The following is a 21,625-nucleotide window of genomic DNA, read 5'->3' as shown; positions in this document are numbered from 1 at the left end:
TCAAAGCCAGGCGCTGCGAGACCTGCAGGCCCTCTGTTACACTGCCGGCCTGTTTTTCTCGGCCACCGCAATGGATCGCTCTCAACTGCACAGTTTGCTGCCGCACCAAGGTCCAGCCCTCTGGCTCGATGCGCTCCTTGAGCACAGCGAACAGAGCATCACGGGCCTTAGCGCTTGGCACTATCTAGACACTTTCGGTCCAGATGCCTCAGCCTGCCTGCTATTTGAGGCGGCCGCACAATTGTGCGCCGCGCATGGTGCCTTATATGGCGATAGCAGTGCCATTGAAATGGCCTTGGTCGGCAAGCTCTCACAACTGCAGTTGCACCATGAGCCGACGCAACGCAGCGGCACACTGCGGGTTAACGCCAATCAGGAGGCGCTGAGCCCGGCCGGCGCACTCTATGCTTTCAGCATCCACAGTGAACAAGGCCTGCTGCTCGACGGCAAACTGCTGCTGGTACTGATCCATGCTTGAGCTTCGCCACGTCGCCCATCATTACCCAGGAGCCAACCGCGCGGCGCTGCAGGACATCAACCTGCAGCTTCAGGCCGGCGAATGCCTCGGCCTGCTCGGCAGCAACGGTGCCGGCAAAACCACCCTGCTGTCGCTGCTTAGCGGCGTATTAGCTCTGCAACAGGGTGAACTGCGCTGGAACGGCAAGCCCAGCTTAGGCCTGGTGCCGCAACAACTGGCCTTTTATGCCGGACTCAAGGTGGGTGAGAACCTTGAATTGTTTGCCGACCTGTATCGCCTGCGTGGCGCGGAACGCCGCCAGCGCCTGCAGCAGTGCATCGACATCTGCGCCCTGGAAGACAAACTGACCCGCCGCAGCGAGCAGCTTTCGGGCGGTGAGCAACGGCGCTTGAACTTCGCCATCGGCTTGCTGCAACCGGCTGACCTCTATCTATTCGACGAGGCCACCGTGGGCGTCGACGCCGCGAGTCGCCAGCAGTTGCTGAGCGCAGTCGAACAACTTACGGCCGAGGGCAAGGCGGTTATCTACACCAGCCACTACCTGGAAGAAGTCGAGCGGGTCGCCCAGCGTATTCTGCTGCTGCACGAAGGTCAGGTGCGTCTGGACCTAGACAAGCGCCAACTGCTCGGTGACCAGCATGGTCTGTTACTGGAGTGGCCAGACGCACCGCCAGTGGGCATTAATGAACTGCTGGCTGAGCTGCAACTCACTGCCGACGTACTGCCCAAGGGCCTGCGCATCGCCGCGCTAAACGGCCAGCAGTTGCTTGCGATTACCCAGTTTATTGCCGCCCAGGATGGCTTGCCCAACCTGCTGCGCTTCGGCCGTCCCTCACTGGAGCAGTTCTACCTGCGCCTTAACGGCGGCCAGCTATGAGGCTCTGGGCGCTGATACGCAAGGAAGCGCTGTTGCTGTTGCGCGACCCGCATGCGCTGGCCGTGTTGTTTATCATGCCGACGCTGTTTCTACTGCTGATGGCCGGTGCCATGTCCAGCTATATGCAGGACAAACCACCGGCACTGCGCCTGGTGCTGGAACGGCAGCAGAATGACGATGCCGAGCAGTTCTTCCACGACGCCTTACAGGCACAGCTACCAGGCAGCCAGCTACTCGCCAGCAGCGACGAGCACTTGGCGCGCGTGCGCTTGCCCGATGATTTTGCCGATACGCTGCTAGACAGCCCGCACCATGGCCCCAGCCTGAGCTTCCCAGCTCAGTTCGACAAACTCTCGCGCCAGCGCCTGCACAGCGCGTTAAGCATCGCCTTGGCGCAAACCCGGCTACTGGCTTACCTGGAAGACAGCGGCGTAATCGACGCCGAGCTCAGTCGCGCAGAGCGCCTGAAACTGGTGCAACAGCGCACCCAAAGCCAGATCGACGAGCACGAACAACTGGCCAGCGGCGACCTCAGCGGCCGCGCCAATGCCACTCAACTGAGTGTTCCGGCCTGGCTGATTTTCGGCATGTTCTTTGTCGTACTGCCCATGGCTGGCGGCTTCCAGCGTGAACAACAGAGCGGCACCCTGCTGCGCCTGCGCTGCCTGGGCCTGAACCTCGGCACACTGGTGCTGAGCAAGCTGCTGCCATACCTGGCGATCAACCTGCTGCAATTTGCGCTGTTGCTGGCTATCGGCGTCTACGGCCTGCCGCTGCTTGGCCTGCCGGCACTCAGCCTGCCTGGCAGCGCCATGGCCTACCCGCTATTGGCCATCAGCATCGCCCTGGCCACCTGCAGCCTGGGCTTGCTGCTCGCCGCATTGGCCCGTAGCAGCGAACAGGCGCTGCTGCTCGGCGGCGGCATCAATATCCTGCTGGCGGCCATCGGCGGGATCATGGTGCCGAAAAGCGTCATGCCAGCCGCCATGGCCCAACTGGCAGAAATCTCTCCCATGAGCTGGGCGCTGGACGCCTTTCTCAGCCTACTGGTGGGCCACGGCTCACTGGTCGACATCGCCCCCTACTGCGCCCGCCTGCTGCTGTTTGCAGCCGTATGCGGCGTGGCCGGGCTGCTTCTGTTCACCCGACGAGTACAGCGCACGCAATGGACCACTCACTACTAGAACAACAACTCAAACAACTGCTGATTCGCGAGTGCGACAAGGAAGACGATATCGACTGGCAAAGCATCAGCGATGACGAACCGCTGTTCGGCGGCAAAAGCCGTATCGCCATGGACAGCCTGGATGCCTTGCAGGTCTCCCTCGCTCTGCAGCAGCACTATGGTGTGCGTATTGAAGGCGCCAAGGATGGTCGACGCATTCTCGCTAGCATCGCCAGCATTGCCGCGTATATCAGGCAGCAGCAGTGACCCCGGTATACCTGCAACGCGCTGCATTGCACTGCGCGCTGGGCGACGACCTGCACAGCGCGGCGCTGGCCCTGCAAGCTGGCCGGCCCGCAACAGCCGAAGCCTTCTTGCTGCATGAAGTGCATGAACCACGCCATTACCTGTACGCCACACGCACCGGTGAAAGCTTGGCGCAGCGCCTGGATCGGCTGATTGCAGAAACCCTAGGCCAGCAGCCCCAAGCACTGGATGACTGCCTGCTGATCGTCGCCAGTACCTGCCTGGATATCAGCGAACTGGAAGCACTGACCAGCCAGCAGAACGGTTTTCAGCCACACGACTCGACGTCACTGGACCTGCTCGCCAACCAACTGCGCCAGCGCTGGGGCTTTGCCACGGCCTTCACCCTCAACACCGCCTGCACCAGTGCCGCCAACGGCTTGCTCTACGCAGCCCGACTGGTCAACAGTGGCCAGTACGCGCGCGCTATTGTGCTGAGTTTCGAAACACCCAGCGCCATCGCCATGCAGGGCTTCGGCGCGCTGATGCTGAGCAGTCCCAGTGGCCAGTACCGGCCTTTTCACCCCGAGCGCGACGGTCTGATCCTCGGTGAGGCCTATGCGGCGGCTCTACTTACCCGCGAGCCAGGTGACGCGCCCCTGGGCCGCCTGCTCGGCGGTTTCAGTGCTTGTGACACCAGCAGCCTGACCACCACCCGCGAAGATGGCAGCCATATCCATTGGGTCATGCAGCAGGCACTGCGCAGCGCCGGCTGCACAGCCGAAACGATTGATCTGGTGAAACTACACGGCACCGCCACCAGTGCCAATGATGAGGCAGAAAGCAACGGCATGCGCCTGCTGTATGGCGAGCAAATGCCAGCCCTGTGCCTGCTAAAACCCTGGCTCGGTCATACCCTGGGTGCCTGCGGGTTAAGTGAAAGCCTGCTGCTGCTGAAAAGCCTGCAAAACGGCCAGTTACCCGGCGTGGCCTACGCCAACGACGCCATGCTGCCACTGAGTTCTGAACCGCAGCACCTGGCAACAGACAGCCTGCTGCTAACCAACTTTTTCGGCTTTGGTGGCAATAATGCCAGCCTGATTTTGCAGGGCTGCGCACAGGGAGACACAGCATGCCGGTAATCGCCGCTTGCGAAGTCCACGGACTGACCAGCACCAACGACAAGCAATTAAAGGCGGCCTTGAGCCAATGGCTAGAGAGCCCGCCCCGGCGTATTGACCGCTTGATTCTGCAGTGCCTGCTGGCCGCCGCGCCGCTGAAACCGCATGTACGCAGTAACTGCGGCCTGTACCTGGCCTCCGCACACCCAGCGCGGGCCACCATGGGCGCGCTGCTGGAGGCCGTGTGCGTGCAGCACAAGCAACCCAAGCCTTTCGAGTTTGTGAACAGCGTGAGCAATGCCGCCGGCTTCCATATCGCACAACAGCTAGGCATTGAAGGGCCGAATCTGTTTATCGGCGCAGGCGAACAGGTCTGGCCGCAACTACAGGCACTGGCCAATCTGGATCTACAAGATGGTTTGATCGAGCAAGCACTGTTGCTGGTCTGTGATGAGCACGGGGATTTCTGCGTGCAGGCGGTGCTGCTGGAAGGCGCGATAGCCGGGGCTTACGCCAACGACTTTACCGAGCTAAGCGCCGGCACTCAGGTGCAGCGAATCACGCTGTAAGCCTGCAAAGCCCAAGACCATGAGCTGGCAGACTGCGAAATTGCACTCATTTGCCCCCCATCTGCACACCCACTGACAAGTCAATTGCTATCCAGCTGACTAGGCGTATGCATTGCGACTTGAGCTACATACGGCGCAGTGGCGACCGGCAGAAAACGGCCAAAAGCAGTCACTCAGGCCATCTCTCTCTTGGGCGAATCAACCGATACCCTTCAGCACAAAACCACTCTGAATCGCGCAACCCTTCATAAAGCGCGGTTTTCCATGAGTTACGATCACGTGCGTAGCGCGTTCTGAACTGCTGGTCGAGTTGCTGATAGACCCCAAGCGCCCCTGCTGCCGCGCCAAGTTCCTCCATGAAGAAAGAAACATCAGCGAGCTCACTAGCTGCTTGAGCAGCGTACAACTCTGCTAGCCCCATAAGCCCGAAGTGATGAGTCACACGCGCGGCAAGGACGTAGCCCCATGCAACTGGAGCTCGGACTTTAAACTCCACCGTTGGTGGTGATGAGGGAAGCACTTCGACGAATAACCAACGATCACGCCCCAGATCGTCATAGTAAGGGTGCAACGTTTGATCTTCTGCGCTCGTAGCCACCATCGCCAGCTTTCGCTTGTTGCAGTCCGAACAAGCTGGAATCAGGTTCACCGGGGTGAGATTAAGCGCGGGGAAATGCTTCTGAGGCAGGTAGTGATCGACCGTAGCGACGACACGCTGGCTGCATAGCGGACAGATGCCGAACTCCGGCGCCATTTTTATAAGTTCATAGAGCTTCCTCGATGGCGAGTTGCTTCGCGCAAAATGCGACTTATAGATGACGCCCATCAGGGCCCCGTCCAGATCAGGTGTAACCTGATCGCTGCCCTGCATTTCGTAGAGCCGTCCGTGCGGAGCAAGCTCACGATACGCCGTCTCAGTATGCTGAATGACCGGCAAGGCATCTAACAGCGCCTGAGCCCTCTCCGCTATCGTGATGCCGGACGCACACACTTGCACGGCTTCGGCCACATCGAAGGTTGGTAGCGGTAAACGGATCATGGATTGTTACGCCTGATGACTAACCCTCGGGCCAGCGCCTGCGCCTCCGCTCCCAGCTGTCCGCCGAAGTGCTGCTCAACAGCTTCATACGAAGTTCCTGGCTGGTTCGAGACCGCCGTTACCAGTTGATGGAATCCGGAGTTCGTGACTTCCAACCCAAAGACCGCTCGGGTAAGAATCCCTGCGCTTTCCCCAAAGGTTTCGATAGGTGGCCGCTCTACAGCGGCCAGCGTTTTCTCGCGTCGCAGCATCCAAACGCAGCTTCTAGGCACTTCCTGCAGCACAACTGGAGAGTGGGTCGATATCAACGCAAATCCGTTCCTTGCGACCAGCAAGTCTGCGATGGTACGGATGAATGCCGATAACAAAGGGGGGTGTAAATGCCCTTCGGGCTCATCAAGCACAACTAGTGTCTGCTCATCGACTAGTTCAACCAGACGCGTGGTCGTCAGTAGTACGATCGCATGCCCTGAGCTGAGCAACTTGAAAAAACGGAAAGCTCGATTTTGCCAATCGAAATCCTGCTCGACCAAGGTTTCCACGCCTGTATCCCGGAAAAGTGGATCAGTGGAAAGCGTTTGAATCGCTCGTAACCAGCGATCTCTTCGGGGCCCACTGCGACACACATCCAAGCTATCCACAAAGTCTTTAGCCAGTGCGTCAGGCGTCTTGAGCTCGTCAAGCATCTTCCCATCGACTTGTCGCTGCGTTCGAAGACCGACAAACGTGGCTGCAGTGCGCTGCTGGCCAATGGGTGGGAGCTCAAAACTGTCGAATGCACTGAATGACACGGAAACCAAGCGGGAAAAAGCCCACTCATCACTATTTTCCCCTAGACGCATCAATTGCCCGCGAGGAGCCGTTTCGCTATCTCTTTCTAGAATCGTATTAATGATGCTTTGGATGCAGCGCGTCTTCCCCACGCCATTACGGCCAATGAGCACATGGAGGTTTGTTGGCGGCTCCGAGTTGGGGATCACATTGAAGTGCATGATCGGTGGGACGCGTGGAATTTCGTTTTCACCCAGTGGAGCGGGCGGAAACATGAACTGGAACTCGAACTTGGTCAGTATCGGATTGCCATGAGCGAGCCGATGCAACCGGTTGAGAACCGCCGCCTCGCGGACAGATCGCAACAGGGACGTGGACATGACATTTTCTGCCTTGTGGCGCCGAAAAATGTCTAGATCGTAGGCGCAGTCACAAAGCGCCTTAAGCACCGCCACACCAAGTCCGTGGGAAAGACTTGTCAGTGTTTCGTAGTAGTCCTCGTCCTGGCCCAGTGAAAAGTGCACCGATGATTCGAGTTGGCTGAAGTGGTCAGGAAGCGTTGGAAAGCGTATCCCTTTTGGGGTCTCTGGGCCGCCAGGGCCTCCGACCAATCCCACTTCCCCAATTTTCACTGAGCCAGGCCTATGGCGGACGCCCGCGCCGTCAAACACGAACAGAGTGAACATCGTTCGATACGAGAACCAGTCGTCCCAGTTGTCGCAGACTAGATACGCTTGTGAGCGGCCTTGATTGGGAAGCGATTGCCCAGGGCGAATTACTGTAAACACTGGCGTTGAACCTATTCCTTGGTTGAAGGGCCTCGCGGCCTGATCGTAACCGCGACCTCACACGTACCCAGACATACTCATCGTACAGCCCCTGGCAGGCTACGTGGAGCCAGTCACGAGCGCCTTAGGACAAAAATGGCAGCGGCGCATAAGTAAACAATGAATCGCCCCGGCATCGGTAGATACTCAATGACCGCTCTTGGCCGTTTTGAGCCCGTCACCACCGACAGCCTTAGTTCGCTCTCTGCCAGTCAAGGCCACGAAGCATACCGGTCGAAATCCGATGTAAATGACTGGTCAGGTCGAATGCAAGTGAGTGGGTAAGTCTGTGCAATTACCCAGGCAGGTCGGCGCCAGCCTGTAGCCCGGATGCAATCCGGGAGTGCTGGCTAGCTGCCCCGGATTTCATCCGGGCTACTGCTGCAAAAAACCTGACTAATCCGGGCGCGTCAGGCCTAGCGCTTACTCCAGGCCGCCAGTTCCTTAAACAGCCCGCGCTCCTGCTGGGCAATGCTGCGCAGCCCTTCGGCGATGGGCCCGAAGTTTGGGGTTTCAGTCTTGTTGCGACTGGCACGCACGCAGGCCGAGGCGAACTGACGCCAGTTGTCGCCAATCGCCGTGAGCTGCGCCGAGGCGTCCTGCAGGTTGCGGTCGCCAAGTTTCTCCCCGGCCTCCTGCAAAAAACTCGCATACATAAAGCGAAAACCCGCGCCGCCCGTACCGATCTCTTCCTGCATGCGCACGATGTGGGTCAGGTACAAACGGTTGTATTTGCTTTGCGCCGGATCGAGCTTCTCGATCTGCTTGGCCAGGTGTTGAATACCGCGAACACCAATCCACGGCAGCGGCATACCATCAAGAATCCGCGTGGTAGACAGCACGCTCTGGCGGATCAATCGGTCCCAGTCCTGCTCCACCGGCACATCGTCCAGCCAGTACATCAAACCCTTGGCCGCCAGCGCGCCTTTGGCGAAACGGGCCTTTTGCAAATCCTCGGCAGCACAACGCACCGGCTCTTCAAATACCGGATCACTGATCAGGTATTCATTACCCTCACGGCCATAGGCCAGCAAGTTGTGTGCATTGAAGTGAAAGCGCATCTCCGGCGGAAAATACGGCAACCAGAACACCGAGCTCTGCAACCCGGTCAGACGCCCGCTGTCGAGCGCCACATCCAGTTCACGGCGACCCTGCTCGGGGTTATTAAAGGTACGCGTTTGCAGCCGAGCGCCCAGGCGCTTGCTGAGAGTTTTGATCAAGTGCCTGGGCGGCATGCGGTAGGCAATCAGCGGCATGCCACTGAGCTTAACGATCGGCAAGTAGGCAAACGCCAAACCCGAGGCCAAACCAAAGGCCATCGGCTCGCTCATTGGCAGGCCGGCATGGGTCAACAGGCTGGCCATTACCCCGCTTTCGCAGTGGGCACTCTGTTGATGCTGAACGCTGCTCATGCCAAGTCCTTCTGATAAGTGATCAATTGCGCAACAGGCAGCCCGAAGGCTTCGGCATACCGGGCCAAAATGGCCGGCGACAGTTTCTTGTAACGTGCGGGGCGGAAATGCCGACGAATGCGCCATTGCCACAGACCGGTAATCTGCGCGAGCGCCGGCTCATCCATGCGGTAGCGATACATCAGGCATTTCAGCGGCGACAGTTCACCACGCTGCCAGCCCGCTTCGGCCTCGGCCTCCTGCTCCTGCAGCTCGGCCACGGCCAACTGGGTGGCAAAGGCCTCCGGCTCCCAGCCATCACTTTGCGCACCCTGGTAATGGCCACTGGCATCCACCGCGTAGACCAGTTTGCTGTGGCCGCCGTAGGTGGAACTGTGATCCTGGGGAACCTCATCAAGCTTCACTGTTATCGCCCTCCTGACCAACCACTGTCAGATGCATAAAGGCACTGGAGAAGCGCCCACTTTCCGGCACATAGCAGAGCAAGCGCTGGCCACTGTGCAAACGTCCGGAATTGAACAGCTCATCAAGCATGATGAAGATCGACGCCGAGCCAGTATTGCCCTTGCTGGTCAGGTTAGTGAACCAGCGCGCCTGCGGAATCGGCAGCCCAGCATTGGCCAGCCCGACGGCCAGACGTTCACGGAAGAACTCGGAGGAATAGTGCGGCAGGAAGTAGTCGATGGCATCGGCCTGCAACTCGCGCCGCGCCATGATGCGTTTAAGCGTCTCTTCAACGGTGTATTTGACGATGTTGTCGTTGAGCAGTTTGACGTCCTGCTTGATCGCCATGAGCGAACGCCGATTACGCTCAACGCCATCGTATCGGCTCCAGCCCTGCAACTGGCCATCGACCATTTGCGCACCGGCGTACATACACGCCGGCATCTGGTCTGCGAAGGAGAGAATATCGATCCAGTCGATGCGCAAACTCAAGCCCGTGGGGTTTGGCTGGCCCTGCAACAACACCGCGCCCGCGCCATCGGAAAGCATCCAGCGCAAAAAGTCCTTCTCGAAGGCAATCTCCGGGTGGCTTTCTAACTCTTCAACACGGCTCTCGTACTCGGCGTTGAAGTTACTCGCCTGCATCAAGGTCGAGGCCACTTCCGAGCCGCACGCCACCGCGTTACGGCTTTCGCCGCTGGCCACGCTCATCCAGGCGTACTTCAGGGCGGTCATGCCGCACAGGCAGATACCGGCGGTGGACACCACTTCGCACGGCGGATTACCCAGCTCACCCTGCACCATCACCGCATGACCGGGCATGGTTTGATCCGGCGAGGCGCTACTGGCCACCAGGCAATCAAGCTCGCTCAATTGCACGCTGGCATCAAACAGGCCGCGAATGGCCGCCGCGCTGATTTGCGCATTGCTCATCGCCGGCTCGCCGCTCTGTGGGTCGATCACATAATGGCGTTGCTGGATGCCATTACTGCGCAGGACTAACTTGCGCGCCCGCGAAGGCTTACCGCCGACCCTACCCAGACGGTCTTCCATTTGCTCGTTAGTAACGGGCTCAAAAGGCAGAAAAGCGCTAACACGGTTAATAAATACAGGCTGTACCACGGGGCTTCCTCGGGTCACTTCACTCGCCAGATGGACCAGCGAAGTAAGACTTCTCACGCTGCGTTCGCTCCTTGAACAGAGGTGCCAGCAGTTTCTTAAGTAAGGCGCTGAGCGGCACGACGGTGACGATCAGGCACAACAAAAACACGATATAAACGACCAGACCAACAGCGCGTCGACGGCTTTGCTGTGGCCCGAGTGCCGCGAGCAAACGGCTCCACAAGAGGAAGCTGCGGCGGCCGACTTTCTCACTGGCGATCAGCTTTTCATCGATACGCACCGCGCCAAGCCCTTTGAGCATGGGCTGTATGATCGGCAGTTCATCCTTCAGCAAACGCTCTCGCATGGCCTGGCCAAAGCGACTGGCGGCGCTAATCTCGGCCTCTGCAATGCCCGCGCGCGGCACCCAGCTGTAGGGTTTCTGCCGGCCCGTAAACAACCACAACGGAGTCGCCAGGAAGCTCGCGGCAGTACCGCAGGCATCGGTCAGGGCAATATTGTCGACCAGCCGCGCGCCCAAATCACTCAGCCGTTCCTTAACCTTTTCCTGGGCCATCAGCCACATGTTGCGACAGCCAATCAAGGTGACCACCGGCGTGCCCTTGAGCAACTGTGCTGCCTCAGGTGAGGCAAGAAACGCGGTCATCGGCTGCGACGGCGACAGGAACCACACCTGATAGGCCAGGATCACCAAGTCATAGCGCTTGTTGGCATCCACAACCAATGGCCGCAAGGGCTGTGGGCGCATCAATACGGTCTCAGGAAAAATCCGGAAAAAATCGAGAGACGGCCAAGGAAACGGGTAAGGTTGTGCGGGTTGCAGCGTCAGGAAATCCAGCTGAATATCCCCGCACTGTTGCAGCGGGGCGCAAACTGACTGCGCCAACCTGTCTAACTGGCCGGTTTGCGAAAAATGAACGATTAAGACCCGACGCATCGCCAGCCACTTCCTGCGAAATCCCCGAATTATGCCACAGAGAATTCTTCAAACCGTAAAGAAGGCTAGCTATCAGATCGGCCTTTGGCTGCTACTGGTCGGCTCATATGTCCAGGCTGGCGACGTCCTGGTCACAGTCGATGGCATACAAGCCAGCGGGCGCGTGCATGCGGCCTTGGTCAGTGCCGAGCAGAAACGCTGGCCGGAACAACCGCTGCGCCAGCAGTACAGCGATAACGCACAGCTGCAGCTGAGCGACGTGCCGCCGGGCCGCTATGCCATTGAGCTGTACCAAGACAGCAATGGCAACGGCCAACTTGATCAGGGCCGGCGCGGCATACCGCTGGAACCGGTGGGCTTTTCTGCCAACCCAGCACTGCTCAACGGCAAGCCCACGCCACGCGACAGCCTGTTCGAACACGGCAGCGCAGACACCCAACTGCACATCCGCCTGCAAAGCCCGAAAGCCAAACGCTAAGTTAGTGCTTTAAGACCATCTCAGCATCAGTGCGCCGCCAGATCAGCTCACTGGTGTCATAACCGCGCTTGCGCGCTTCTGCCAGCAAGGTCTCGCGGGTTTGTGGGCTGAGATCCTGATCACGCGTTAACAGCCAGAGGTACTTGCGGTTAGGGTGGCCAACCAGCGCGCTCTGGTAGTCATCATCCAGGTAGAGCACCCAGTATTCACCCTTGGTCAGTCCCGGCAGCAGAGTGCTGACCCAGTTATCAAAACGCACCCAGAGTTTGTTCGTCTCACCCGGCACCTGGGCCATGGCCTCGCCCTTGACCTCCTGCTGCTCACCATCCAAGGTGCGACAACGGTTGATCACGCCAAGTGTGCCGCCGGCCTGCAATTCATAGTGCGCTTCAGACTGGGCGCAGTTGCGCTGGAAGAACATCGGTAGGCGCGCCTGCTCATACCAGGTGCCCTGATAGCGCTGCAGATCAACCTTATCCACGGTCTGTGGTGGCACAACACCGGTGCCCGAGTTGGCGCAGCCTGCCAGCACAGCTACGGCGGCTAAGGCGATAACCAGGCGCATCACTTCAGCCCCTTGCCGGAAAACAGCATGACCTTGTCGCCAGCGTACTGCACGCTGATAAAGCGCTGTTCATCACCCCAGGTGCAGCTGGACATGCCCAGAGCGCCCGCGCACTCGTCAGGACCGCCCAGCAGGCGTTCGACGTCATCCTTAGTCATGCCCGGCTTGAGCTGAGCATAATTATCCTGATTGACCTTGCTGCAGGCAGCCAAAGCCAGGCAAGCGGCGAGTAGGGCAACAACACGCAGAGACATGGAAAAACTCCTAAGGAAAGAACCAAGACCAGCTTGGCATAGCAATAGCGAACCTGCCTGCTTCGACGCTAGAAACGCGAGCCCGGTTCCAACAGAAAGGCAGATTCCTCGGCGCTACTGTTGCGGCCAAGAATCTGATTGCGATGGGGGAAGCGACCAAAGCGAGCAATCACCCGTTGATGGCGCTCGGCATAGTCGAGGTAACCAGCAAACAGCTCGCGCTCGGCGGTTGCGGCTTGCTCATGCAACACGCGAAAGAGTTGCACAGCCTGGTTTTGCTGGGGCAAATTTTCAGCATGCTCCAACACCAGATAGGCAAACACCCTCTGGATGGGCGACAGTTGCTGATCCCAACCCTGCGCAAGACCCGGCAAAAGCAAAGATTGAGCTATCGGGTCGCCGGCGAAGGCACGCGGGGTGTCGCGGTAAATCATCCGTGGTAGCTGATCAAGCAACAGCAAGGTTGCTAACCAGCCTTGAGGCTCACCTTGCCACGCTTGCAGCTGCCCCGCTAAAGCCTGCTCGACCTGAGCACCGAACAGCTCGCCGGCTTGTTTGTCCTGCTGCTCACGCTTGGCAAACCAGAGCGCTGTGCGACTGGCGGCCACTTCGGCAGCCGTCGCACCAGAGCCGCAGCCGGCCGCACCGAACCACCAGTCAAGCAACGGCTGCCAAGGCTGCACAGGTTATTCCCGGTGGTAGGCGCTGATGCGCAGCACTTCTTCTTTCGAGCCGAGGAACACGGCCACACGCTGGTGCAGAGAGGTGGGCTGAATATCAAGAATCCGTTGAGTACCGTTGGTGGCCACACCACCGGCCTGCTCGATGATCATCGACATCGGATTGGCTTCGTACATCAAACGCAGCTTGCCTGGCTTTTCCGGCTCGCGGCTGTCGCGTGGGTACATAAATACGCCGCCACGAGTGAGGATGCGGTGCACGTCGGCAACCATCGCCGCAACCCAACGCATGTTGTAGTTCTTGCCCAGCGGGCCTTCCTCGCCAGCCAGCAACTCGCTGACATAGCGCTGTACCGGGGCTTCCCAGTGGCGCTGATTAGACATGTTGATGGCAAATTCTTTGGTCGCTTCCGGTACGCGGATGTTGTCGTGGGTGAGCACGAAGCTGCCCAGTTCGCGGTCCAGGGTGAAGCCCTTGACGCCATCACCGAGGGTCAACATCAGCATGGTTTGCGGGCCGTAAATCGCGTAACCGGCGCAAACCTGCTCAGTGCCAGGCTGCAGGAAGGCCTCTTCCCCCAGGTCACCTTCATTGCCGTTACGATCCGGGCAACGCAGAACCGAGAAGATAGTACCGACTGAAACGTTAACGTCGATGTTGCTGGAACCGTCCAGAGGGTCGAATACCAGCAGGTAGGCGCCCTTCGGGTACTTGCCTGGGATCTGGTAGGCGTTGTCCATCTCCTCGGAAGCCATGCCCGCCAGGTGACCGCCCCACTCGTTGGCCTCCAGAAGAATTTCGTTGGAAATCACGTCAAGTTTCTTCTGCACTTCGCCCTGCACGTTTTCCGTGCCCATGCTGCCCAGCACGCCGCCCAGTGCGCCTTTAGAAACCTGATGGCTGATTTCCTTACAGGCCCGTGCAACCACTTCGATAAGGAAACGCAGATCGGCCGGGGTGTTGTGGCTGCGGGTCTGCTCGATCAGGTAGCGGCTGAGGGTAACGCGGGACATGGACGGCTCCGGAGGGAATGAAATCGCGCGCAGTTTACCCCTTTAACAGGCAAAGCGCCTCAGCACTGGATGGAAGGATGCTGCACAGCCAGCCGGAGTTGGCTCAATGAGTCCGTAGGCAGAGCGATGCTTGGCCACAACAGTGGAGAACCCAGCGCAACCAATTTGCCCACCACAGACTACTGGCTCAGGCTGCAGACTCTATTACGCCCTTCATGCTTGGCCTGATAGAGCGCCGCATCGGCGACCTGCAGCAACTCATCAAGCACCAAGCCCTGCTCAGGCCACATGGCCAGACCGGCAGACAGCGTCACGTAGCGCGCCCCGCCACGGGTTGGCAGCGGATGTGCAGCCAAATCACAGCAAATGGACTCCAGCCGGCTACGCGCTTCACACGCATCAGCGCGCGGCAGGATCAGCAGAAACTCTTCACCACCGATGCGGAACACAGCATCCGAACTACGCAGGTTTTCCAATAAGTGCTGCGCCACACCCTTGAGCACGTCATCGCCTTCTAGGTGACCATGCTCGTCATTGAGCTGTTTGAAATGATCGAGATCAATCAGCGCCAGGGCGATAGGCGAGCGTTCTCGCTGCGCCAGCGCCAGCTCACGGGCGAAAAACTCATCCAGGTAACGGCGGTTATAAAGCCCGGTGAGCGGATCGCAGAGCGCCTGTTCCTGGAGCTGCTCATGCAAGCTGGTGATGGTACGCAAGCGCTCCTCACTAAGCGCCAACGCTTCAGCCAACTTCAACTCACTGAGGCGGCGCTGGGTGACATCTCGCAGGTAGAGCATTTTTCCCAGCACCAGCGTGCCACGATGGGTCACACGCTCAATGGCGCGGATACGCACTTCAAAATAGCGCGCAGAGTTGGCCAGCGTTAGCAGACGGTCCTGCTCACCCTCTACCGGCTGACTCAGTAGCTGTTGCAAATCCGCGCCAAGAATCGGCCAGTTCACCAACTCCCTGCCCTGCCAGCCACTTTGCAGGTTGGCGAGTTTCAGCGCTGCCGGATTGGCATCAATCACGCGCAACTGCGTATCCACCACCAACACCGGATCGAGCAATGCATCCAGCAGCAGGTGGCGCGCTACAGGCAGCAGGTCGAACAGGCGAACGCCAACAATCAGCCAAGCGAACGCCACAAGGGTAAAGGTGAAGCTGAAGGGTGTAGGGTCGAAGCCGAACAACATCCAGCCGAACACCACATAACTGATGTTGGCCCCCCAGGGCACCACTGTGACGAAAACAAACGCCAGGTAGTGCCGACGATGCACGCCACTGCTGACGAGCGCCGCACGTAGCACCACGCCCATGCAAAAGGTCATAAATAAGTAGACGTAAACAGCCGCAATGTAAAAAAGCGGCCCATGCTCATAGCGGATTGGCGAGCCAGCCTCATCACTCAGCGGCGCAGTGCCCGCGCCGTAGAACAAGCCATGCCAAGGGTTGCTCAGCGCCATCAGCCAGATCAACAACGGCACCACAGCCAAGCCCAGGGTGCTGCGCAGCGGCAGCGGCTGCCGAACACTGTTGACGTATTGCCAGAGGAAAACGGCCCAGAACGTTGGCGTCGCGAGAATGCCCGGCCAAGCCATAGTAGCCCAGAACACCTTGCATTCCGGGCCTTGCGCGGCTATTTCCAGGCTGGCAGCGATCATCCACCAGAGGCTAGCCAGGTGCAGAACAATAAAGCTCTCGCGCCCAGGAAAATAGCGCTGACACATGACCCAGCGAGCAAGCAGCAGCACGCCGAGACAAACCAGGCTGGTTAAGATAACGGGCGCACTCAGCGCCCAGCCGGAATTACCGCAGGCATTCATCGGTAGAGCGCTGCCAAGTAAAACGGCTGCGGGCGCTTGTCAAACAAGCCGGGCAAACGCAAGAGAACCATCCCAAAGCGGGTTGCTGTAGAAGTACGCAAGGGCCTTCGTGACCTCAAACGCCAGTCAACTGAAGATGCCAAAGATACTGTAAAAGCCGTTAGCCAGCTTGGCTTTATTGCTGTTAGCGGCCTCTACTCTGCGCCCGTGCGACGCAACAGGCTGACAGCCATCAGCGCCAATAAAGCTACGCCGAGCATTAACACCAGCCACAATCCCCAACGTTTCCAGTCATGGCTGCTGACGGCTTGCTCCTGCTGGGCGTTGCCGCCGGCCGGTAACTGGGCTTCGGCCGTGCCCAGCAAACGCAAGCGCTGTGGCTGATAACCGGGGATCAAGGTAGCCAACGGCAAGGCTGCCGATTCACCCCCTGCACGCCCGAGCGCCAACCGATAGGGCGGGCTGCCACGCTGCAGGAATACCAACTGCGTAGCCCGCACGGCCACTTTGATCTGTGGCGGCTCGCTGCCGAGGCCACCACCGCGCTCATCAACCTGCACGCGCAGTTGCTGCACCGCCCATCCCGGCAATGGCAATTCATCCTGACGGACCTCCACGCCATTCTCCGGCAGCCGATAAAGCAGGCCCTGGGCCAGCGGCTGCCAAGCGCCCTTGGCTTCACTACGAGCGCTGACCCGAATAGGCACCAGACTGTTGGCCTGGCTGAGTTCGACATGCAGGCGCTGCAATGGCAAGGCCAATGGCAACTGCCACTGGTATTGACCATCCTCACTGCGTGTCGCCACCAGCGGCTGCGACCACACCAGCGGCGCCGGCGCGCTTTGCTGACTCTGCAAGCTGGCGGCCGTCAACTGCGGCGCCTGTTGCGGGCTCTGCCAAAGCAACCGCAGGTAGCGCGCCTTGCGCCCCGGCAACTCGACCTGACGCTGCTCAACACGCTCGCCGGCAAACGATAACCGCGCCAACTGGCCACTGCCCCAGGATTGCCAGGTTTTCAGGTCATCACTGGCCTCGATGCTAAAGCGCTGAAAGCCTTCCTCAGCGCTGTCCCAATCCAGCTGCAGTTGTACCAGTGGGTCTTCCAGGGCACTGGCATCGAGTAACCAACCGCGCAGCAGTGCCGGCTTAGGCTGGTTGTCAGCGTCATCCAGCAACTCGATCAGCGTGCCACTGCTACTGCGCTGCACCCGCAGGCTAGGCGCAGCGCTATCGCTGCCCTGCTCGGCATACAGCGGGAAGCGCTTCACCGCATGTTCCTGCTGATTGTCAGGTGACTCAGCCTGCCCGGCCACCAGCGCATAGGCCAGCGCTTGACCCTCGGCGTTGAACACCCGCACGTCACGCAAATCGCCATATTTCGCAGCAAAATGCAGCGCCATGGGGATTTCCAAACGAAACCAAGGCCCCTCGCCAGCAAGCGCCAATGGCACCTGCATGGCGTAATCGTCCGGCAGCTCTTGCGCTTGGCTTTGCCCACCGAGCAGCAGTCCGGCCAACAACACGCAAATCGCACGCAGTGGTAAATCGCTCATCATGCTTGCTCCTGCGGCTGATCCGCATCCACCTTGCGTGCCGGTAACGGGGCGAAATAGCCCACCACCAGCAGCAACACACCCACCCCAATAAACGACACGATGCGCTCCAGGCCACCGCGATTACCCAACTCCACAAAGAACAATTTGGCCACCACTACGGCAATCAACGCCGCGCCAATCAGCCACAACTCGCGCCGGCCAAGACGGTTACCAAGAACCATCAGCGACAGGGCAATCAGCGTCCAGACGATCGACAACCCCGCCTGCACCAGCATCGAATCTAGCAAGGCATCCAACTGATAAGGCACGCCGCCCCAATGATGAGCCGTGCGCATCACCATCGCCGTCAGCAGGGCGAACAGCGAAGCCCCCGCCACGGCCTGGGTCAGCCACTGGCTACGCACCGCGTCAACCGCCAACTCGGCCAGCGCCATGCGCGACCAGGCGAACACCGCGCCGAGAGCAAACAGCAGGCCCAGCTCCAGCGGGTTAAGCAACGGCAGGTAAGCCAGCGGCTCGGCATCCCCGGCACTGACCAAGTTGGCCAGCCAGAACCAGCCGAGCATCAACAACGCCAGCGGCGCCGCCGCCAGCAAACGGTATTGCCGTGGGTAGGCCGCAATTGGCCAAGGCCAGCGCCGCGGCAGCGACATCAGCCACAGATAGCCGCTCGGCAACAATGCCCAGCCCAGCCAGCGCCAGGCGTTGTAATGCTCCGACAGGGCCAGCAGCAGATAACGCAACTCCAACGCCAGCACGCCCAACAGCAGCCAGCAACCAAGCACATGCGCAGCGCTCAACGCACCAGCTGGCAACTGCGCCGCCAAGCGCCGCAGCGCCCAGAAGTGCACGACAAACAGCAGCAACCAGGCCAGCCAAGCAAACTGCGCCGCCGGGTGATACTGCAGGTGCCAGGCATGTAGCAGCACCACGCCGGCCAACGGAATCAACAGACAACACAGCAGCGCCAGTTCGGTCCAGCGCGTACGCGGAGCGAGGAACGCCGCCAAGGCCACACTGGCGGCCAGCACCACCAGCAAAACACTGGCCTGCCACTCGGGCGCGACAAAACGCAGCACTTCACTGCTCAGCGCCAGTGCCCACCAGGCAGCACCCCACACCAGCAACAGCTGCGCCAGGCCAAGCAAGCTGAAGTTACCCAGTGCATTCGGTGCCTCTCTGCGCGCCAGCGCCTGCAAACGCCAGGCGCCAATCAGAGCCGCCACGCCGAGCACCAGCGGCGTCCAGAAGTCCACATGGGCCAATGGCCGCAGACCTTCGGCAGACAAATAACCAAACAGCAGCGGGCTGACCGCGAGGAATACCAGCCCCGCCAACACCTGCAGCAGCAGGCCGAAGATAAAGCTGGCGCGTTGCTGCAGATGCAAACTGAGCCAGATAATCAGCAGCCCACTGCCGCCCCATACCGCGCTGGCCGTGGCCCAAGGTAGGACGAATAGCACGGCCAGGTTGAGGAACACCAAACCAACCAGCAGCACGACAGAGAGACCGCGCAGCAAGCGCCGGTCCTTACCGACTTGCGGATCACGCGCCGCCAGCAACATGCCGGCAATCAAACCAAAGCCAATCAGCGAAGAGGTCAGCAAACCCTGCCAACCGGCAGCAAAGCCACCTGGGCCGTAGACCTCACTGCCGGCCATCTGCAGCATAAACACCAGGCCACCGAGCAACTGCACGGCAAACGCGCTGAAGAGAAAACTACGCGCCTGCAGACGCAGGCCAACCCACAGCGTCAGTAAACCGGCCAGCGCCCAACTAATCGCCGTGCCCTGAGCGGCAAATAACAGCGGCGCAATCAGATAGACAAAGGCCAGCCCCGCACAAGCCAGCACCGGCAACCCGCGCACCTCCCAGCTGTTGGCTTGTTCGGTGTTCTGGCGTAGCTGCCAGTAGCTGAACAACAAGGCGACGCCGAGCATCAACGCGCCCAATGGCGCGCCGTCCAGCAGGCTTAGTTCGCCAGCATGCAGGCCGATGGCGAACGCCACGGCCGCCCCCAACTGCAGCAGCAGGGCAAACGCCCGCGCCAGGCTGCGTTGCTGCCTCAGGCCAAGCCAATAGATGCCCGCGCCCTCCACGGCCCAGGCCGCCGACGTCCAGCGCGCGTCCAGCCCCAGCGGAATCGCCAGGCTGCCGAATACCACACCCAGCGCTAGGCAGGTTTCCACCAGCAGCGCGGCGCGATCACCGGTGCGGCCGACCAATAGCCGCGCCAGCACTAAGTAGAACAGGCCGAGCGCCAGGGCACTAAACGCCGCAGCAAACTCGATGTGCTGCACCAGCGCGAACTGCAAACCAAAACCTACTAACGGCGGACCAAACAACACCGTGGCATCAATATAGTCGCCCTTGCGCGCGGCCCAGCGCAGCAACTCAGCGCGATCCTCGGGGGCGTCCAGAGCCTCACGCAGCTTGCGCCGCGCAAATAGCAGGCCGATGGCGACGTACATCAAGAAGAACAGAATCAGGAATGGTTCGGTGCTCCACAGCAGTTCCGGCGTGTAGGAGCGCATGCCCCAGGCGAAACCGATGCCGAAGGTGCCAACAAAGCCGATCAGGTTAAGCAGCCGCCAGGCCTTGAACCAGGCGATGGCAAAAATCCCGGTATTCAGCAGGGCGAAATAGCTAAACAACGCCACATGATTGCCGCTGCCGGTGGAGGTCAGAATCGGCGCGGCGAAACCACCTAGAGCAGCGGCGGCAGCCAAGCCTAGGGCATCCTGTTTAACCGCCAGAATCGCCGAAAACAGCGTGACCAGCACCAACAGGCCTAGCGCCATGCTGGGGTCCAGCAGAGGATGCAGACGCATCGCGGCGAACACCGTCAGATACAGCACTGCAACCCCGGTTCCTTGCAGCATCAGCGCATAGTTCGGGTTGCGTAACCGCAGCCACCAGCCCAACGCCAGCAGCGCTACCGCACTGGCCGCCACGCCGGCATAACGCAGCTCAACCGGCACCACCACGCCTTCAGTGGCGTAGCGCAACAGGAAGGCCAGGCCGAGAAACAACAGCACAACACCAACGCGCAGCACCGTATTGCCACCCAGCAGCCAGTTCTTGGCGGCGCTAAAGCCCCGCTCGAATAGCGTTGGCTGACGCGGCTCGGCAGGCATCTGCGGTTTAGCGGGCTGCGCGCTTGGCTCGGCCAAATCAGGCTCAGCCAGCAGAGCTGGGGCCGGCTCAGACTTGGCTTCAGGCAGAACAAAATCCAGGTTCCAGTCCAGCTCAACCTCAGCCGCCTGGGCGCTAGCGATGGGTGCGGCAGTAGGCTCGGGCTCGGCAACAGCGCTCACCGGCTCTGCTGCTGACGAAGCCTCCGGCGCTGGAGCAGTGCCCTGCTCCAGCTTGAGCAACCGCTCATACAGCGCAGTAGTGCCTTGCTCAAAGCGCTGAGAAAAGCTCTTTAGCTGAGCCGTTAGCGCCGCATTGTCGCGCTCCAACCCTCTCAGCTTGAGCGCCTGGCCAAGCCCCAGGCCAAGCAAAGCACCGAGCAACGAGGTGGTTAGCGTCTCATCCGCCAACGCACCAAGCACCAACCCGACCAGCATAAAAATCCATTGCATGCAGTTCATCCCTCGGCCCGACTGCGGGCACACACTGCGCAGCAGTATAAAAGGCTGCCCGCCACATACCCAAAGAGACGAATGCCGCACGCATCACAGCACAGAAACAATTCCCAAGCATGAGCCGCACAAAAAATGACCAGTTGGCAGATTGTCATTCAAAAATCCATCAGGCCCGCTATCATCGCCCGCCGCCCAACCGACGCATGCCCTGCCTGATGAAAAACAACCTGATTGCCGCCGCCGAACTCGACCGCCTGGACACCTGGGCCAAATACACCGCCGATATGTGCCACAGCTGCATGTCCAGCTGCTGCACACTGCCGGTCGAGGTGCGTCTCAACGACCTGATCCGCATTGGCGTAGTCGACGAATTTGAACGCAGCGAGCCGCTTAAGAACATCGCCAAGCGCCTTCAGAAAGACGGCCTTGTCGAGCGTTTCCACCAGAAGTCGGGCATCTTCACCCTGGTGCGCATGAGCAACAACGACTGCTACTACCTGGACCGCAAAACGCGCCTGTGCACCATCTACGAGAAGCGCCCAGACACCTGCCGTAACCACCCAAAGATCGGCCCACGCCCTGGCTACTGCGCTTACAAGCCAAAGAGCTAAACAGTGGGATTGAGCTACCAGCAAGCCTCGGGCAAGCTGGCAG

The 21,625-nt window shown here is 59.9% G+C and carries 21 protein-coding genes; 8 read left to right on the top strand and 13 right to left on the bottom strand.

Annotated features, from left to right (window positions below; translation table 11 throughout):
• Positions 1-70: 70 nt before the first annotated feature.
• From VCA57_RS18055 to VCA57_RS18030, 6 genes are read left to right on the top strand one after another with little or no spacing between them, the layout of a single operon-like run.
• A complete protein-coding gene (locus VCA57_RS18055; protein ID WP_411186445.1) occupies positions 71-478 on the top strand; it encodes a beta-hydroxyacyl-ACP dehydratase in 408 nt (135 codons plus the stop codon).
• The gene (locus VCA57_RS18050; RefSeq protein ID WP_411186444.1) at positions 471-1,355 is read left to right on the top strand and encodes an ABC transporter ATP-binding protein; all 885 of its coding nucleotides are present in this window, start codon (positions 471-473) and stop codon (positions 1,353-1,355) included. Before VCA57_RS18055 ends, VCA57_RS18050 begins: the two co-directional genes overlap by 8 nt.
• Complete coding sequence (locus VCA57_RS18045) at positions 1,352-2,539, top strand: ABC transporter permease (protein WP_411186443.1); 1,188 nt, start codon at positions 1,352-1,354, stop codon at positions 2,537-2,539. Before VCA57_RS18050 ends, VCA57_RS18045 begins: the two co-directional genes overlap by 4 nt.
• Positions 2,521-2,787, top strand: coding sequence for an acyl carrier protein (locus tag VCA57_RS18040; protein ID WP_411186442.1), 267 nt, complete (start codon positions 2,521-2,523; stop codon positions 2,785-2,787). Before VCA57_RS18045 ends, VCA57_RS18040 begins: the two co-directional genes overlap by 19 nt.
• Complete coding sequence (locus tag VCA57_RS18035; RefSeq protein ID WP_411186441.1) at positions 2,784-3,908, top strand: beta-ketoacyl synthase N-terminal-like domain-containing protein; 1,125 nt, start codon at positions 2,784-2,786, stop codon at positions 3,906-3,908. The genes VCA57_RS18040 and VCA57_RS18035 overlap by 4 nt, the downstream gene beginning before the upstream one ends.
• Positions 3,899-4,456 carry a hypothetical protein gene (locus VCA57_RS18030; protein WP_411186440.1) on the top strand — a complete coding sequence of 186 codons (558 nt, stop codon included), beginning with the start codon at positions 3,899-3,901 and terminating at the stop codon, positions 4,454-4,456. The genes VCA57_RS18035 and VCA57_RS18030 overlap by 10 nt, the downstream gene beginning before the upstream one ends.
• A 169-nt stretch (positions 4,457-4,625) precedes the next feature.
• Here VCA57_RS18030 and VCA57_RS18025 read toward each other — a convergent pair whose 3' ends face one another.
• From VCA57_RS18025 to VCA57_RS18000, 6 genes are all read right to left on the bottom strand, one after another.
• Positions 4,626-5,495, bottom strand: a complete 870-nt coding sequence (locus tag VCA57_RS18025) for an HNH endonuclease (protein WP_411186439.1) — start codon at positions 5,493-5,495, stop codon at positions 4,626-4,628.
• On the bottom strand, positions 5,492-6,952 hold the full coding sequence (locus tag VCA57_RS18020) for an AAA family ATPase (protein WP_411186438.1): 1,461 nt from the start codon (positions 6,950-6,952) through the stop codon (positions 5,492-5,494). Before VCA57_RS18020 ends, VCA57_RS18025 begins: the two co-directional genes overlap by 4 nt.
• Before the next feature lie 557 nt (positions 6,953-7,509).
• Complete coding sequence (locus tag VCA57_RS18015) at positions 7,510-8,505, bottom strand: BtrH N-terminal domain-containing protein (protein ID WP_411186437.1); 996 nt, start codon at positions 8,503-8,505, stop codon at positions 7,510-7,512.
• Entirely contained in the window at positions 8,502-8,909 is a 408-nt protein-coding gene (locus VCA57_RS18010; RefSeq protein ID WP_411186436.1) for a hypothetical protein, read from the bottom strand. The genes VCA57_RS18015 and VCA57_RS18010 overlap by 4 nt, the downstream gene beginning before the upstream one ends.
• Complete coding sequence (locus VCA57_RS18005; RefSeq protein ID WP_411186485.1) at positions 8,899-10,071, bottom strand: beta-ketoacyl-ACP synthase III; 1,173 nt, start codon at positions 10,069-10,071, stop codon at positions 8,899-8,901. Before VCA57_RS18005 ends, VCA57_RS18010 begins: the two co-directional genes overlap by 11 nt.
• Before the next feature lie 19 nt (positions 10,072-10,090).
• Positions 10,091-10,819 (bottom strand): dialkylrecorsinol condensing enzyme, encoded by a 729-nt coding sequence (locus tag VCA57_RS18000; RefSeq protein ID WP_411186435.1) that lies wholly within the window; start codon positions 10,817-10,819, stop codon positions 10,091-10,093.
• A gap of 220 nt (positions 10,820-11,039) precedes the next feature.
• Between VCA57_RS18000 and VCA57_RS17995 the strand changes: the two genes are divergently transcribed.
• Entirely contained in the window at positions 11,040-11,486 is a 447-nt protein-coding gene (locus tag VCA57_RS17995; protein WP_411186434.1) for a DUF2141 domain-containing protein, read from the top strand.
• Position 11,487: 1 nt separating this feature from the next.
• On the opposite strand, the gene VCA57_RS17990 is transcribed toward VCA57_RS17995, so the two are convergent.
• From VCA57_RS17990 to VCA57_RS17960, 7 genes are all read right to left on the bottom strand, one after another.
• On the bottom strand, positions 11,488-12,051 hold the full coding sequence (locus VCA57_RS17990; RefSeq protein ID WP_411186433.1) for a lipocalin family protein: 564 nt from the start codon (positions 12,049-12,051) through the stop codon (positions 11,488-11,490).
• Positions 12,051-12,305, bottom strand: a complete 255-nt coding sequence (gene bamE / locus VCA57_RS17985; RefSeq protein ID WP_411186432.1) for an outer membrane protein assembly factor BamE — start codon at positions 12,303-12,305, stop codon at positions 12,051-12,053. The genes VCA57_RS17990 and bamE overlap by 1 nt, the downstream gene beginning before the upstream one ends.
• Before the next feature lie 68 nt (positions 12,306-12,373).
• Entirely contained in the window at positions 12,374-12,988 is a 615-nt protein-coding gene (locus VCA57_RS17980) for a DUF924 family protein (protein WP_411186431.1), read from the bottom strand.
• A 3-nt stretch (positions 12,989-12,991) separates the two neighbouring features.
• Complete coding sequence (locus tag VCA57_RS17975; protein ID WP_411186430.1) at positions 12,992-13,999, bottom strand: class 1 fructose-bisphosphatase; 1,008 nt, start codon at positions 13,997-13,999, stop codon at positions 12,992-12,994.
• A gap of 179 nt (positions 14,000-14,178) precedes the next feature.
• Complete coding sequence (locus tag VCA57_RS17970; protein ID WP_411186429.1) at positions 14,179-15,825, bottom strand: histidine kinase N-terminal 7TM domain-containing protein; 1,647 nt, start codon at positions 15,823-15,825, stop codon at positions 14,179-14,181.
• 194 nt (positions 15,826-16,019) lie between these two features.
• Positions 16,020-17,381 carry a DUF3999 domain-containing protein gene (locus VCA57_RS17965; protein ID WP_411186428.1) on the bottom strand — a complete coding sequence of 454 codons (1,362 nt, stop codon included), beginning with the start codon at positions 17,379-17,381 and terminating at the stop codon, positions 16,020-16,022.
• A complete protein-coding gene (locus VCA57_RS17960) occupies positions 17,378-20,968 on the bottom strand; it encodes a DUF2339 domain-containing protein (protein ID WP_411186427.1) in 3,591 nt (1,196 codons plus the stop codon). The genes VCA57_RS17965 and VCA57_RS17960 overlap by 4 nt, the downstream gene beginning before the upstream one ends.
• A 215-nt stretch (positions 20,969-21,183) precedes the next feature.
• Between VCA57_RS17960 and VCA57_RS17955 the strand changes: the two genes are divergently transcribed.
• Positions 21,184-21,582, top strand: coding sequence for a YkgJ family cysteine cluster protein (locus VCA57_RS17955; RefSeq protein WP_274087687.1), 399 nt, complete (start codon positions 21,184-21,186; stop codon positions 21,580-21,582).
• The last annotated feature ends 43 nt before the right edge of the window (positions 21,583-21,625 follow it).

The organism is Pseudomonas sp., assembly GCF_046581935.1.
GTDB lineage: Bacteria > Pseudomonadota > Gammaproteobacteria > Pseudomonadales > Pseudomonadaceae > Aquipseudomonas.
The sequence above is the reverse complement of the archived record's forward strand: the minus strand, read 5'-3'. Positions and strand labels throughout refer to the sequence as shown.